At 68.4% G+C, this 14,204-nt stretch carries 12 protein-coding genes and 2 pseudogenes; 10 read left to right on the top strand and 4 right to left on the bottom strand.

From position 1 onward, the window contains the following. Positions 1-399: 399 nt before the first annotated feature. Genes G3I42_RS38035 through G3I42_RS32230 form a run of 3 tightly spaced genes read right to left on the bottom strand, consistent with a single transcriptional unit; the run spans position 400 to position 1,438 of the window. Positions 400-513: a hypothetical protein gene (locus G3I42_RS38035; protein ID WP_343244719.1), complete on the bottom strand. Its 114-nt coding sequence runs from the start codon at positions 511-513 to the stop codon at positions 400-402. Continuing rightward, the gene (locus G3I42_RS32235) at positions 510-1,097 is read right to left on the bottom strand and encodes a haloacid dehalogenase-like hydrolase (RefSeq protein WP_343244718.1); all 588 of its coding nucleotides are present in this window, start codon (positions 1,095-1,097) and stop codon (positions 510-512) included. Before G3I42_RS32235 ends, G3I42_RS38035 begins: the two co-directional genes overlap by 4 nt. After that, positions 1,082-1,438: a hypothetical protein gene (locus G3I42_RS32230; protein ID WP_239096824.1), complete on the bottom strand. Its 357-nt coding sequence runs from the start codon at positions 1,436-1,438 to the stop codon at positions 1,082-1,084. The genes G3I42_RS32235 and G3I42_RS32230 overlap by 16 nt, the downstream gene beginning before the upstream one ends. A gap of 514 nt (positions 1,439-1,952) precedes the next feature. Between G3I42_RS32230 and G3I42_RS32225 the strand changes: the two genes are divergently transcribed. From G3I42_RS32225 to G3I42_RS32215, 3 genes and pseudogenes are all read left to right on the top strand, one after another. Beyond that, the gene (locus G3I42_RS32225) at positions 1,953-3,497 is read left to right on the top strand and encodes an ATP-binding protein (RefSeq protein ID WP_164291217.1); all 1,545 of its coding nucleotides are present in this window, start codon (positions 1,953-1,955) and stop codon (positions 3,495-3,497) included. A 33-nt stretch (positions 3,498-3,530) separates the two neighbouring features. Further along, entirely contained in the window at positions 3,531-6,509 is a 2,979-nt protein-coding gene (locus G3I42_RS32220) for a Z1 domain-containing protein (RefSeq protein ID WP_164291216.1), read from the top strand. Positions 6,510-7,140: 631 nt separating this feature from the next. Next, a pseudogene (locus tag G3I42_RS32215) lies at positions 7,141-7,525 on the top strand (DNA-binding protein). 215 nt (positions 7,526-7,740) lie between these two features. Here the strand turns inward: G3I42_RS32215 and G3I42_RS38030 are convergent. Beyond that, positions 7,741-8,493 carry a transposase family protein gene (locus G3I42_RS38030; protein WP_239096823.1) on the bottom strand — a complete coding sequence of 251 codons (753 nt, stop codon included), beginning with the start codon at positions 8,491-8,493 and terminating at the stop codon, positions 7,741-7,743. A 310-nt stretch (positions 8,494-8,803) separates the two neighbouring features. Between G3I42_RS38030 and G3I42_RS32205 the strand changes: the two genes are divergently transcribed. From G3I42_RS32205 to G3I42_RS32175, 7 genes and pseudogenes are all read left to right on the top strand, one after another. Continuing rightward, positions 8,804-9,631, top strand: coding sequence for a helix-turn-helix transcriptional regulator (locus G3I42_RS32205; RefSeq protein WP_164291215.1), 828 nt, complete (start codon positions 8,804-8,806; stop codon positions 9,629-9,631). A 496-nt stretch (positions 9,632-10,127) separates the two neighbouring features. Next, positions 10,128-10,658, top strand: coding sequence for an SRPBCC family protein (locus tag G3I42_RS32200; RefSeq protein WP_164291214.1), 531 nt, complete (start codon positions 10,128-10,130; stop codon positions 10,656-10,658). Between the two features lie 175 nt (positions 10,659-10,833). Continuing rightward, the gene (locus tag G3I42_RS32195; protein WP_164291213.1) at positions 10,834-11,748 is read left to right on the top strand and encodes an NADP-dependent oxidoreductase; all 915 of its coding nucleotides are present in this window, start codon (positions 10,834-10,836) and stop codon (positions 11,746-11,748) included. Positions 11,749-11,784: 36 nt separating this feature from the next. Continuing rightward, positions 11,785-12,264: a MarR family winged helix-turn-helix transcriptional regulator gene (locus tag G3I42_RS32190; protein ID WP_164291212.1), complete on the top strand. Its 480-nt coding sequence runs from the start codon at positions 11,785-11,787 to the stop codon at positions 12,262-12,264. Between the two features lie 19 nt (positions 12,265-12,283). Next, on the top strand, positions 12,284-12,412 hold the full coding sequence (locus G3I42_RS38335; protein WP_275405314.1) for a hypothetical protein: 129 nt from the start codon (positions 12,284-12,286) through the stop codon (positions 12,410-12,412). Positions 12,413-12,446: 34 nt separating this feature from the next. Beyond that, positions 12,447-13,490: a serine hydrolase domain-containing protein gene (locus tag G3I42_RS32180; RefSeq protein ID WP_164291232.1), complete on the top strand. Its 1,044-nt coding sequence runs from the start codon at positions 12,447-12,449 to the stop codon at positions 13,488-13,490. A gap of 275 nt (positions 13,491-13,765) precedes the next feature. After that, positions 13,766-14,204: pseudogene (locus G3I42_RS32175) on the top strand (peptidase); the annotation flags it as partial.

Raw genomic sequence — 14,204 nt, 5'->3', positions numbered from 1 at the left:
CTACGGCCTACGTGACACCAACGACCACAAGGCCGCCTTCACGATCCACACGGACACGACCTGAAGAGCATGTCGACCGCTCGATATGACCGCCAGCCGAAGCGAGCTACGGGCGGCTCTCGTCTGCGAAGCACACCACCGCGAAGGGACACGTCCGGAAGCCCGCTCAGGGGATGGACGCCGTGCCACAACGTGCCAGTAGATGTGGTCAGCAGCGGTCAGCCAAGGTGTCGTCGTGCAGCCACGCGATACACGCGATCTACTACCACCCCAGCTCGGGAGCGTTAGATAACCCGAAGCCCAGGGGATTCCCAAGCTCAGAGCACGAGTTCGATTCTCGTCACCCGCTCTTTGAAAAAGGCCCCAGGTTTCGACCTGGGGCCTTTTTGTGGATGCGGGTCAGCGGAACAGTTCGACAAGCCGCCCTGGGTTGGTCAGGTCGTCGATCACGTGGTCGGCCCCGGCGTCGGCCAAGGCGCGGGCCGTTGTCGTGCCTGTGGCGATACCGATCACCCGCGCACCGCCCTCCCGGCCCGTGCGGACGTCTTGGAGGAGTCGCCGATGATGACCGTGTTCGCGCGGGTGAAGGGCCGGCCGTGGGCGCGTTCCGCGCGGGCCTGGGCGATGCGGACGAGGGCGGGGCGGTGGGGGTCGTCGGAGGCGTAGCCGCCCAGCGGGACGTCCACGAACTCCGTGAGGCCGAAGGCGGCGAGCTTAGTCTCGGCGCTCTCCCGCAGGTTTCCCGTCACGATCGACGGGACGAGGTCCGCGTCCGCGCGTACCGCCGCGAGGGCTTCGGCCGCACTGGGCATGAGGTGGCCGTCCCGTAGCAACTCAGCTCGGTGGCGGCGCAGTTCGGCTGGCAGGCGCGCGACGATGAGGGGGGCTAGGCGATCCGCCTCCGGTACATCGTTGGCCGCGAGGAGTTCCCGTACCGCCAAGGGCATCGTGACCCCCGTGCCCTTCGCGGGCAGCTTCGTCGCCGGGCGGCCGACGACGGCGCGGAAGACCTCGCGGTAGACGAGGCGGTCGGTGTCCCCCGCGTAGAGGAGGGTCCGGTCGATGTCCCACAGGACGAGGATCATGCCGGCACCCACTCCCGGAGGACATCTTCGCCGTGCTCGACGAACGACCGCACGGCCCTCGCCCCGCCGAAGCGGCGGGCCCCGACAAGCATCGAGTGCAGGTGCTCGTCCAACCTCGCCGACCGCACGTCCCGCACCATCGCGAGGACCTCCTCACCGGTCGCGCACCCGGCGTCGGCATCGCCCGCGCGCATCTGGGCCGTAGCCGCGCGGGAGAGGAACTGCGCCTTCGTCCGCGCCGCGTCCGCAGCGAGTGAGCATCGGGCCGACGCGAAAGCCGCCGCAGCCTCGGTGGGCCTGCCCAACTCCAAGTAGCCGATACCCCGTTGTCCGTGGATCTCGCCCGGATTCACCCAGTACAGCCAGTGCGGGTCATTCTCGCCCGGCCCTCGCGCGCACAGCGCCGAACTCTCCGATGGCCACGGCGCCGACGGCGCCTTACACCCCGACGACGCAGGGCCGACGGCGGCGACAGGTGGCGCGCGACAAGAGCCGGTGCCTCCCGCACGCGTCACCAGAAGCGGCGACAGCGGACGTCTTCCGCAGGAAGCACCCCGGCTACAGGGCAGGCCCGGACGCAGGATCGCCGGATGCCACCGAACCGCCCTCTCCCTGTCGGCGACAGACGTTAACTGACGAAGCGCAGCGCCTATTGCGGCTGTTCGGAAGACAAGTCGGCCCGGGTAGTGATCTGCGTGTTCTATGCACTTGTCTCCCCTACCAGGCAGGACCACCTGGCGTTCCCCACGACGCCCGGCCAGTCCCGGACGGTGATCACGTACGATCTCTTCCGTATTACTCAGGAACCAGCTTGCCCTAGCTCCCCCACGCGGGCCTGGTCACGTGCGTGCGAGGAGCTGCGGCCGCATGTCTTCATCTGAATCCCTTCGGCAGGGCTGGCAGTACGAAGTCCCCACCAGCGGGAGTACGTACCTGCCTCCGGATGCCGGGTATGCGAAAGCCCTGACCAACCAGGGGTACAGCTTCGAAGCCGCCGTTGCGGACTTGGTGGACAACTCGATCGACGCCGGGGCTACCGCCGTGGTCGTCCACTTCCTGCGCGACGCCGACCGCATCGTCTCCCTCCTCGTGATCGACAACGGCCGGGGCATGGACACCGCTGGGCTCGATGAGGCCATGACGGTGGGTCATCGACGCGCGTACGGGGAAGCGGCGCTCGGGATGTACGGCACCGGCCTCAAGGCCGCGTCGCTTTCACAGTCGGGCTCCCTGACAGTGATCAGCCGCGGCAAGCGCAGCGCCCCGGGCGGGCGAAAGCTCACAGCAGAAGGCATCGAAGACAGCTTCCGCGTCGACACGGTCAATAGGCGGTTCGCTCAGGAACAGATCGATGTCTACAACGGACTCATCGAGTGGCAGGGGACCATAGTCCGCTGGGACAAAGTCCGCGCCTTCGAGACTGTCGCCCCGGGGCAGAGCGAACAATACCTGTCCAAAGCGATCACCACGCTCGAGACCCACCTCGGGCTGCACCTACACCGCTTCCTCAGCCGCGGGCTCATCCTCGACATCGCCGTCTGGGACGTGGTCACGGGCGAGGAAACCGATCACATCAGCGTCGATGCGCTCGACCCGTTCGGCTACAAGGTCCCCGGACGGCCCGGGTACCCGAAGACCTTCATCGCGCCTGTCCCTGGTGCAGGCGACATCGCCCTCAATGCCCACATCTGGCCCGCCCGGTCTGGTCTCGCCGGGTTCCGGCAGCTCGGCCAAGGACTCCAGCAGCGCCAGGGCTTCTACTTCTACCGGAACGACCGGCTCGTCCAGGCCGGCGGATGGAACAACCTGCGTCCGCCAGAAGGGCACCTGGTCCTGGCGCGGGTTGCCGTGGACCTGCCGGAGGACACAGGCGGAGTCTTCAGCCTAACAGTGAAGAAGGACGGCGTCGACGTCACCCCCGCGTTCACGCTAGCGGTCGAGCAGGCGGCCGACGAGGCAGGTGTCACCTTTAGCACGTTCCTCAAAGACGCGGAGGCCGCGTACCGCGACGGCGCCTCGCGGTCCGTGATCGCCCGGCCACCGCATATCGAACCCGGCAAGGGATTCGACCCCATGGTGAAACGCGCGGTCACCGAGGAACTGCCCCTCAAGCCCGGCGAGGAACCCATCCGCGTCCAGTGGTCGGCCCTCCCCGAGGACACCTTCTTCGACTTGGACCGCGACGGCCACGTCATCCTCCTCAACAGGTCATTCAGGGAGGACTTCAACCACGGCGGCCGCGGTGGCGCCAACGACGTGCCGGTCGTTAAGGCGCTCCTGTACCTCCTTCTGCAGGACTGCTTCGGGCTCGGGCGTTGGGAGAGGAAGAGGCAGGATCGCGTGGAGTACTGGAACAGCATCCTGCTCGCCTCCGCCCGGGCCCAGCGCGAACGCCGCAACCGCACCAGCTGACGGGTACCTGTCGCTAGAACCGAGGTAACCAACGTGACTGACGTACTTCTGGAGATCCACACCCAGGCCCTTCGAGGCATGGGCAGTCGACCCCGCAGGTTTGAGGACTGGGCGGCACTGACAGCGAGTGAGGACTTCCCGGACGCCGACCTCAGCGAGGAGACGTTCCGGGACCGTCTGTTGGCAGAGGCTGAGAACGGCCGCGAACTCACGGCCGCCTGGTCCAGGGCTCTGACGGCATGGGACTACGACGAGCAGGCTGCCTGGACCCAGGAGGCGCTCCGGACGCAAGCACGCCGTGCGGCCGCATACGATCGGCTCCAGTTCGGCGACGACCTGCGGAAGGCCCTAACGGCGGCCGTGCCGATCGCGGAGTTGCCGGGCCCCGTGGTCATCGCGACCGAGCACACCCCCTGGTACACGCCTGAACGCGCTGCCGCCCGCTCCTTCTACTGGAAAGCCTACGAGCAGAAGCTGCGCGACAAAGGCTGGAGCGACGCCGCCATCGCGAGTCTGGATGAAGCCAGCCGGGCCGTTGTCGAACGGCTTACGGACCCCGAGCAGGCGGAACGTCGGCAGGCCAAGGGGCTGGTCGTCGGCTACGTCCAGTCCGGCAAGACCGCGAACTTCACCGGCGTAATCGCCAAGGCCGTCGACGCCGGCTACCGGCTGGTGATCGTCCTCGGAGGAACGCTCAACCTCCTGCGGGCGCAGACGCAGCGCCGCCTCGACATGGAGCTCATCGGCCAGGAGAACATCCTCCGGGGCGCCGATCCGCGCGACCCCGACTCGCTCATCGGCGTCGACTACGTCGGGGATGACGACGACTGGCCCGAGTTCGTGCAGCACCACGGACGCCCGTCAGAGCTTCAGGCTTTCGATATCGAGCGCCTCACGACCCGGGACCGGGACTATATGAGCCTCGCCCAGGGCATCCGGGCCCTGGAGTTCGAGAAGCGGGTGCCGGCGTCCCCGCTGTACGCACCAGCGAACCTCCACCACGCGGCTGCCCGCGTCATGGTCGTCAAGAAGAACAAGCCGGTCCTCACCAAGCTCGTGAAGGACCTCAAGCAGATCCACGGGCTCCTCGGCGAACTCCCTGCCCTGATCATCGACGACGAGTCCGACCAGGCATCGGTGAACACGTCCGACCCTAAGAAGTGGGAGCAGGGCTCCCCCGAGCGCACAGCGATAAACGGACTGCTCTCGCAGGTCCTCGGTCTGTTGCCCCGCGCTCAGTACGTCGGCTACACCGCGACCCCGTTCGCCAACGTCTTCGTCGATCCGGGAGACACCGCGGACATCTTCCCGAACGACTTCCTGATCTCCCTGCCACGGCCCCAGGGCTACATGGGGGTCCAGGAGTTCCACGACTTGGACTCCCCGGTCCCGCCCGAGGAGCGCACAGTCGCCAACTCCCATGCGAAGGCGCACGTCCGGGGGATCTGGGACGGTGAAGACGACCGCCTCCAGGAAGCCATGGACGGCTTCGTCCTAAGTGGGGCCGTCAAGCTCTACCGCGCGGACCGCGGTGTCGCCGACGGCCCCTTCCGGCACCACACGATGCTGGTCCACCAGTCCGTTCGGAAAGACGACCATGCGGAGCTCGCACTGCGCCTCAACTCGATGTGGCACCAGGCCGGATACGCCTCCGCAGAAGGGCACGTGCGGCTCGCGGCCCTCTGGGAAGCGGACTTCAAGCACGTCTCGGATGCCCGGGCTGCCCAACTGCCCAACCCCGGCACATATGACGAACTCCGCCCGTACATCAGCCGTGCACGGCAGCTGATCACCAAGGGCGGCAACCCCGTCATCATCGTCAATGGCGACTCGGACAAGTACTTCGAGCAGCTCGACCTGGACTTCGACCGCACGCCCAACGTGTGGAAGATCCTCGTCGGCGGCACGAAGCTGTCCCGCGGCTTCACGGTCGAGGGCCTAACCGTCACCTACTACCGGCGGATGACCCGCCAGGCCGACACGTTGATGCAGATGGGCCGGTGGTTCGGCTTCAGGCCCGGGTATCAGGACCTCGTGCGCCTCTACATCGGGCGACAGGAACCCATGACGAAGACATCGACCGCGGACCTCTACGAGGCGTTCGAGGCGATCTGCCGCGATGAGGAACTCTTCCGGGCGGAACTGAAGCAGTACTCGGAACTGGTCGACGGCAAGCCGCAGGTCGTGCCGGCCGAGGTACCGCCGCTGGTCGCGCAGCACCTGCCCTGGATCAAGCCGTCTGCCAGGAACAAGATGTTCAACGCGGAGCTCGTCGAGATCCGCTCCCCTGGGAAGGCGATTGAGCCCTCGGTGTACCCGGAGTCGGCGGACGCGCTCAGGCGCAACACCGAGAGGTGGCGGCCGCTGCTCCAGACGTTCACAGCGGAGCCGGTCACGTTCGGCCCTGCGGACGGCCACCGCGCTTTCAGCGCACTGACGTCTCGGGTGATCCACGGGGAACTGCTGGCCGTACTGCGTCAGCTGGAGTGGGCACGTGCTGGGCATTTCGAGCCGCACCTGCACTATCTCGCCCAACTCGATGGCCGTCTGGCCACAGTCGATGACTGGCTTCTCATCGCTCCTCAGCTCACCGCCTCCGACAGGACCGTCGCCCCCGTCTTGGGTTCGGTACCGCTGTCACTCGTCCGACGCACGCGCCAAAGCGGGAAGCCCTCGTTCAGCCGTATCGCCGGCGTCGACCACTCCGCGCTGGCATCGCGGCTGATCGCCACGGCGGCGGATTCGCCCAGCGATGGCCAACGCTCCGCAGGAACCATCACCATCGGACCGCGTACCGGGGTTGCGCTCCTGTACTTGGTAGTGGAGGCGAAGAAGGACAGCGAGGTCGCGGCAGCCGTCACCCGCGGGCAGGCAGACCCGTCCAAGGTGGTGATGGCGTTCACCCTGATTCCTCCGAAGAGCGCCAACGGGCCGGGCAAGCGCCTCGTGCGCTTCCGCACCAGAAGCACCTACGACACGACGAGCGCCATCGTCGATGCGTCGGGGGCATAGCGGCCCTCCGAGGCGCCTGCCCGGTGCGTACCGGTCAGGCGCCTCGCGTTTTCAGGAAGGGCGGCGACCCGGCTGACACGCCGCACCGCCTCGGACGCAGATCGTCGCGCAAGGAGAGCCTCCCGAGGGCTCCCAACACCGGGACTGCACAGCGGAACCCTGTGTCGTTGTCCTTCATCAACGCGCTGGCGGCATTGCGCAGGGACGGGGCGGCGCGCTCGAACAAGGAGGTGAAGGCGCTACCCGTAACCTCTACCGGCCGTTGCTTGGCGCTTCCTCGGTCGAGCACCACATCCACACGTTGCCGCACTTGTCGAAGACCCCGTACGGGGCTGATTCCGGGCTGGTAGCGGGAGACGGGGGGCGTCGCGTCGATGCCGGCTTCGGCGGTGTTGGCCCCGGCGATGGTCGGCTCGGGCCCCCACCCGTATAGGCGCCCTCGCGGGCCCCGGGACCGCCTTCTCCCACTGCTGCCCGCTGGGCGCAGCGCGCTGGCCGGGCGCGCGGACACCAGGGGGCAGCACCAGAGCGATCCCTGATCACGGCAATGCGCTTACAACGCCGACATGATTCGCGGGGTGGTTTTCGATGTTGGTGAGTGCCTGGTCGACGAGGCTCGGGAGTAGGGAACATGGGCCGCCTGGACTCGGAAGGACTCTCCGCCTGGATCGCGCAGGACCGCAAGCTCCACGCCATGCTGCAGGTCTCCATGACATGGGAGCCGACCTGGTGATCGGGGCCAACACCATCGTGGAAGCGACCCACTCCCGTACCAACGTGGCTCGCCTGAACTGGGCCCCTCTCCCGCATCAAGGTGGAGCAGGTCACCGAGCAGGCAGCGAAAGCGGCCGCTTAGCTCCTCAAGGGCGCCGGACTGCACGGTCACAAGTACGCCATCGACACCACGGTCGCCGAGGCCGCTTTGCGTCAGGGCGAAACCCGTCGTCCTCCTGACCTCCGGCAGCGACGACACGACCAAACTCTGCGGCAACCAGGTCCGCACCATCCCTCTCTGACGCGTCGGTCCACGCCGGGCACGCCCCCTGACAGGCTTAGCCACACCGCCATCCTCGTGCCCCATCCGTGCCCAGCAGAACGGATAACAGCGGTCAGGCACAGCTTCAAGAGACCATGGCAATCCAAGCCTCCTCCCAGGAAAATGCAGGTCAGAAGCCTTCCAATGGGCCAAGCACCGCTGATTCCCAAGCTCAGAGCGCGAGTTCGATTCTCGTCACCCGCTCCATGAGAAAGCCCCAGGTCGATGGCCTGGGGCTTTGTTGTTGTCTGGGCCTCTCCGAGGCGGCGTGCCATTCCCCTCCCGTAGAGGGGGCCTCAGGGATGTCCAAGCAGAGGACGACCCGACCGGCATCACGGGAGGCGGGAGCCTCGGGCGGAGATGGTCTGGCGGAGCTTCGCGGGCCGAGGGGCACTTCCGCGGGGCGCCCAAGCGGCCACGGCTCGGCACAAGCCACTGGGCGTGAAACGCGCTCCCCAGGCGCACTTGTTGCTGGGGGTCCATCGCGGCCAGCAGGGTGACAGCCGGGGCGGTAGCGGTGCGGGATCCGCGCAACACCTTCCCGGCGACGGCGATCGCCCGCAAGCCGGAGGGTGCGGGGGCGGCGCGGGCCGCGGGGAAGGCGCCGATCGCTTGGTCCAGGGCATCGCCGTCGAGCTGGACCAACAGGCGGCGCCGAGTCTGGGGATGCGGCACGGTCGCGACCCCGGTCAACGGATCGACGGGGAAGCCCAGCGCCTGGCAGGCCCACGCCGGAGCGTCCGCGATCCATTCGGTGATCGCGGCCAGTGAGCAGGCGCCGGCCAGCACGCTCGCCGCCGCGGCGGCCACCAGCGCGGACAGCAGATAGCGACGCCCGCGCAGCCCGCGCGGATCAGGCAACAGGTCCAGAAACCGGGACAGAGCGACCGCGTCCGACAGCGGCGCCGGAGCGGAGAGCTGGGCCAGTTGATCCAGACCGGAGGGCATAAGGGAAGAGGTAGGAGCAGGCGCGGACTCGCCAAGTGGTCATGGGGCTTCGACACTCACGTGATCACCGAGCACTGCGTCCACCGCCGCCCGAAGCGGCACCCTCCACCCACTTCCAGCCCGCTTCGGCGAACCGGACGAACTCGATCTTGCAAGAGTCCCTGGGACGGTACCCGTCCGACAAGCAGTCGCGCAGGCCCGGGCGAGCCAACTGAAGCCCAGCCAGGGACAATTAGTCCGCGGTTAAAGTGAGCCTTCATCCAGTCTTCGGTTCGCGCCAGGATGGGTGCGTCGAACAGGGAGGCGGACGATGGACCGGGCGTTGCTGGCAGATTTTCTTCGCGCGCGTCGTGAGGTGTTGCAGCCGGAGGATGTCGGGCTTCCTCGTGGGCAGCGGCGTCGTACCGGTGGGTTGCGGCGCGAGGAGGTGGCGGCGCTGGCCGGTATGTCGGCCGACTACTACGGCCGGATCGAGCAGCAGCGTGGTCCGGCGCCCTCGGAGCGGATGCTCGTCGCGCTGGCCCGGGCGTTGCGGCTCAACCTGAGCGAGCGTGATCACCTCTTCACCCTCGGCGGGATCGCGGCGCCCCGGCGGATCATGCGTGATGACCACGTGGGTCCCACGATGATGCGGATCGTCGCCGGCCTCTCGGACGTGCCCGCCATCGTGCTGTCACGGTTCGGTGAGGCGTTGCTGCAGACGCGTCCGGCGGTCGCGCTGCTCGGTGACTTCACTCGGTACTCGGGTCTGTCCCGGTACCTGGTCTACCGCTGGTTCACGCACGACCCGCAGGTGCGCGGCTTGTACCCCGTCGAGGATCATTCGCTGCGGGGCAGGGTGTTCGCCGCGGAGATCCGGGACGCGTACACGGCGGACCCCACGGGGAAGGCCGGCGAGATCGTCGCAGCCCTGCTCGAGGCCAGTCCCGAGTTCGCGGGGATCTGGCGGTTGCATGAGGTGGGAGTGACCCATCACCACGACCTCAAGCGTTACCTGCACCCCGAGCTGGGCGTACTGGAGCTCTACTCCGAGATGCTGATAGATCCCGAGCAGTGCCAGCAGTTGCTGGTGTTCACCGCCACGCCAGGCTCCCCGAGCCATGGCAAGCTCCAACTCCTGGCCGCTGTCGCCCCTTAGCGGTTTTCGGCTCTCTCACAGCCCCGAGCATCGCCTCGTAGTCGAAGCGTGCTCCCACCACAGACTCCCGCCGTGATCGACGCCGACCGCACCGGCCTGCCCATCTCTCCCGGCAGCCCCTACAACGACATCACCGAGCACGACATGCGCGGACGTCTGCCCGGCGCTGCTCAACGCCATCGACCCGCTCGACCTCGCCCACCGCACCTCATCCAGGGCCCGACGAGGAATGCGCGCAGCACATGCGCCGACAGCGGTCCACGGTTCTGATCGTCAACCGCGGCGGCGCCCCCGCTCGACACCCGCTTCGCCGTCTCGGCTCCGGTCTGGCCGATGCCGTCTCGGTCGGCGCCACCGCCCTGGCCAACCCCGCCCTGCCCCGGCGCGTTCGCACAGACACCCCGCTCAACGAGCCCGACCACGCCACTTTCCACGGCGCAGACCACCGCGGCCACATCGACTACCCCACCCTCCCACCACCACGGAGAGCTGAACCATGACCACACTCCTCATCGGCCCGACCGACAAGACCGTCACCATCACCGTTCAACAGCGGACCCGCACGGCACCCCAGGACGCCTTCCGCATCCTGGCGCCCATCGACCTCCCCACCGTCTTCCGGCCGGTGGCCCCGTTCCCCGGCATCAGCAGCGTGAAGAACCAGACCGAGGCCTGGGACCACGCGGGCCCGCGGAGAAACCCGCAGTTCGACGACGGCTCCCAGGCCGACGAACAACTCACCGAGTACGTACCGGGTTCCAGCTTCGCCTACCAGCTCACCGGCTTCACCAACGCCCTCTCCCGCCTCGCGGCCGGTATACGGGGCGAGTTCAACGTCAATCCCGACGGTGACGGCACACTCATCCGCTGGACCTACGAGTTCAAGCCGCTGCCCGGCCGCCGCTGGGTCCTCGCCGGCCCCTTCGCCCCGCTCTGGCGCCGCTACATGATGGCCGCCCTCGACCGGTGCGTCCGCGTCATCGAAACAGCGGACGACGGCGAGCAGGTGCGGCTCAAGGCCGGGTGACGGCCCGACGGCGGCAACCGGCGTCTCAAGCCCGGACGGCGCGCCGAAACCCATCAGGCCCGCTCCACGACCAGGGATACGTGGCCAGCCACCTAATCCGTGTTATGTTTTATGTGGCTGGCCACGTAATTGGGTCGCCGCACCCGCCGCACCACCCCACCCAAGGAGAATCCTCATGAAGGCCATCGTTTTCGACACGTTCGGCGGCACCGAAGTCCTGCACGAGGCGGAGATCGACACCCCACGGCCCGGCCCCGGCCAGGTCCGTGTGCGCGTCCGGGCTGTCGGCGTCAACCCGGTCGACGGCAAGATCCGCTCCGGCGGTATGGAGGCCATCTTCCCCACCCCGCTGCCCGCCGTGCCCGGCGGAGAGATCGCCGGTGTGGTCGACGCCGTCGGCGAGGGCGTCGACCACCTCAGGACCGGTGACGAGGTCCTCGGCTGGTCCGACACCGGGTCCTACGCCCAATACGCCCTGGCGTCCGCGGCCGTCCTCGCTCCCAAGCCGGCCGGTCTGGACTGGACGCATGCCGCCGCCCTGCCCGTGGCGAGCGACGGCGCCGAGCGCGTCCTGGATCTGCTCGGTGTCACCTCCGGTGAGACGCTGCTGATCCACGGCGCATCCGGGGCGTTGGGCACCATCGCCGTCCAGCTGGCTGTCGCCCGCGGCGCCCGCGTCATCGGCACCGCGGGCCCGGCCAACCAGGAGTACGTCACCTCCCTCGGCGCCACCGCACTGAACTACGGCGACAACCTGGTCGAGCGGGTCCGTGCGCTCGCCCCCGAAGGGGTGGACGCCGTCTTCGATGCCGCAGGCAAGGGCGCGCTGGAGGACTCCATCACCCTGCGCGGCACCACCGACCGGATCGTCACCACCGCCGACTTCCGCGCCATCGAACTCGGCATCGTCTTCGCCGAGGGCCCCCAGCGCCGCTCCGCCACCCGCCTCGCCGAACTCGCCCAGCAGGCCGCCGACGGCACCCTGGTCACCACACTCAGCGCCACCTACCCGCTGGCCCAGGCCGCCCAGGCGCAACAGACCAGCGACGCCGGCCACAACCGCGGCAAAATCGTCCTCACTGTCAACTAGTTCGACAGCCCACGTGTCAGGCAGTAGGGAGAAACCGTGTCAGACCCCACCTCATCGGAGCTTCCGAACACGGCGGGAGCGGGACCGTTGAGTTACGCCATCTTCCAGCTGGCCCGCGTCCACCGCGCCCAGGCCGCCGGCATGCTGCGTGCCATGAACCTGCACCCGGGGCAGGAGCTGCTGCTGATGCAGCTCTTCGATCGCGATGGCCGGACCCAGGCGGAACTGCTGGAGCGGGCCGGTCTCGACCACTCCACCGTCTCCAAGTCCCTGCGCCGCATGCAGGAGGCCGGGCTGCTCACCAGGGAGCCCGCCTCCCACGACCGGCGGGTCATGGTGGTCCACCTCACCGACGCCGGGCGTGCTCTCCAGGAGCCCATCGCCGACATGTGGCGAACCCTGGAACAAGTTTCCGTGCGCGACCTGACCCCTGACCAGGTCCAGGCATTCACCACCTGCGCGCGCATCGTCGAGAAGTCGGTCAGGGACCACAACCGACAGTCATCCGGCGAGTAAACGGGTACGAACCCGGATCATGGCCGGGCTCCGCAACCTGGCCATCGGCATCCACCACCAGGACGGACACACCCACATCACCGCCGCCCTGCGCCACCCTGCCCGAGACTGCCGCAGACCACTGACCGCCTTCGGCCTTACCAGGTGAACCCGGACAAAAGGCAATCATGCAAAAGACCTTGATGCCGTACCGCACCGACCGCATCGAGCACCTGCTGGGCGAAGGCGTCCGCGACAAGGTCTACCCGGGCGCGGTGTGGGCCGTCGGCGACTCGGGCGGGGTGCGGGCGCGGGGTGTCACCGGTGTCCTGGACCCGGACGAGCCGGATGTGCGGATGCGGCCGGACACCGTCTTCGACGTCGCCAGCCTGACCAAGATTCTGGCCGTCTGGGCCTCCGTCGGAGCTCTGTGGGAGGACGGCGTCCTCGACCTCGACGCCCCGCTCGGGACCTTCTGGGACGAGGCCGCCGACCGCCCCCTCGGCGCCGTGACCGCCCGGCAACTCCTGACCCACACCGCCGGCCTGCCCCTGCGGGCGCAGTTGAAGAATCTGTACGGCACCGACCCCGTCGCTGTTCGCAGCGGGGTTCTGGGCGAAGCCCTCAACCGGCCGCCCGGCGAAGCGGTCGAGTACACCGACCGGGCCGCCCTCATCCTGGGCTACCTCGCCGAACACCTCTTCGGCCAGCCCCTCGACCGGCTCTGCCCGGAGAGGACCTGGCGCCCGCTGGGCATGGACTCCACGCGCTTCGGCCCGCTGCCCGCCGACATGACGTCCCGCTGCGCCCCCACCGAACTCGACGAGGACACCGGCAGCCACCTCAAGGGCACCGCCCACGACTTCTCCGCCCGCCTCCTCGGCGGAGTGTGCGGCATCGCGGGCGTCTTCACCGTCCTCGACGACGTGGCCGCCTTCCTCCGCTACATGCTCGCCCCCACGACGGCCCCCACCAGGGCGCGCTTCGGCGCCGAGTGGACCACGCAGTCCCTCACCGTGCAGACCGGCGACCTCCAGCCCGAACGCGGCCTGTTCTGGCACCCGGCGTCCGACACCACCCGCGAGCAGGACGTCTGGGTGCACTACGGCTTCACGGGCACCGGCATGTGGATCTCACCCGCCCAGGACCGGTGGGCAGTACTGCTGACCAACAAGCTCTCCTACACGCGCGACCGCCAGCCACTGGCCGACGTCCGCAACGCCTTCCGACGGGAGTCATTCCTCTGACCTCACTCCTACTGTTCGGAGTGGAGCTCCGCCGTCATGAGCGCGAGGCGGGCACACCCAGGGCCTTGTGGTGATGGTCACAGGGAATCGATAGGCGTGGGGGGCAACTGTCCTTGTTTGGTTCTTCTGTCGGGGGGCTTGTGGGGGTAACAGTTATTGCGTGTGGGGAAATTGTGAGGTCGGGGTGAAGGGGTGGTCTTACGATCCGGGCGGGGCGTGCCGTGTGGGTTGGTCGGGGCGGCTCCTTCCTCTCTTTCGGATGCCGAAGGGTTCTTGTGAAGATACGTACGGTTCTTGGCGTCGGTGTTGCCGCCTCGGTGACGCTGCCCGTTCTTCTGCTGGCGGGGGCTCCCGCCTTCGCCGAGGGGGGCTCGGTCGCGCAGGCCCAGAAGCAGCCCGGCGTCGCGGAGTTGAGGAAGGCCGCCGAGGCGGCGCAGGCGGTGTACGACGAGGCGGTGGGGACCGAGAAGAGTGCCCGGGAGGCGCTGGAGGTCGTCCTCGCGGACAGCAACCCGCTCGCCGTGGCCGCCGCTGACGCCGTGAGCGCGGCGAAGGAGGCCGACGCGGCGAAGGCGAGCGCCGATCAGGCCGTCGTCGACGCCCAGGCCGCCGTCGACGCGCTGCCGGAGACGGCCACCGACGAGGAGCGGGACGCCGCCGGGAGCAAGCTCGCCGACGCCAAGTCCGCCGCCGCGACCGCGGCGGAGGCGAAGG

Origin of the sequence: Streptomyces sp. SID11385 (assembly GCF_010548245.1) — a bacterium.
Classification (GTDB): Bacteria; Actinomycetota; Actinomycetes; order Streptomycetales; family Streptomycetaceae; genus Streptomyces.
Note: the sequence above shows the minus strand (reverse complement) of the source record. Positions and strands in the feature narration are given on the sequence as shown.

Bases quoted from the DNA above. Each gene is read 5' to 3' on its own strand.
- G3I42_RS32225 (WP_164291217.1), top strand. From the start codon at position 1,953: ATGTCTTCATCTGAATCCCTTCGGCAGGGCTGGCAGTACGAAGTCCCC.
- G3I42_RS38030 (WP_239096823.1), bottom strand. From the start codon at position 8,493: ATGCCCTCCGGTCTGGATCAACTGGCCCAGCTCTCCGCTCCGGCGCCG.
- G3I42_RS32205 (WP_164291215.1), top strand. From the start codon at position 8,804: ATGGACCGGGCGTTGCTGGCAGATTTTCTTCGCGCGCGTCGTGAGGTG.
- G3I42_RS32200 (WP_164291214.1), top strand. From the start codon at position 10,128: ATGACCACACTCCTCATCGGCCCGACCGACAAGACCGTCACCATCACC.
- G3I42_RS32195 (WP_164291213.1), top strand. From the start codon at position 10,834: ATGAAGGCCATCGTTTTCGACACGTTCGGCGGCACCGAAGTCCTGCAC.
- G3I42_RS38335 (WP_275405314.1), top strand. From the start codon at position 12,284: ATGGCCGGGCTCCGCAACCTGGCCATCGGCATCCACCACCAGGACGGA.
- G3I42_RS32180 (WP_164291232.1), top strand. From the start codon at position 12,447: ATGCCGTACCGCACCGACCGCATCGAGCACCTGCTGGGCGAAGGCGTC.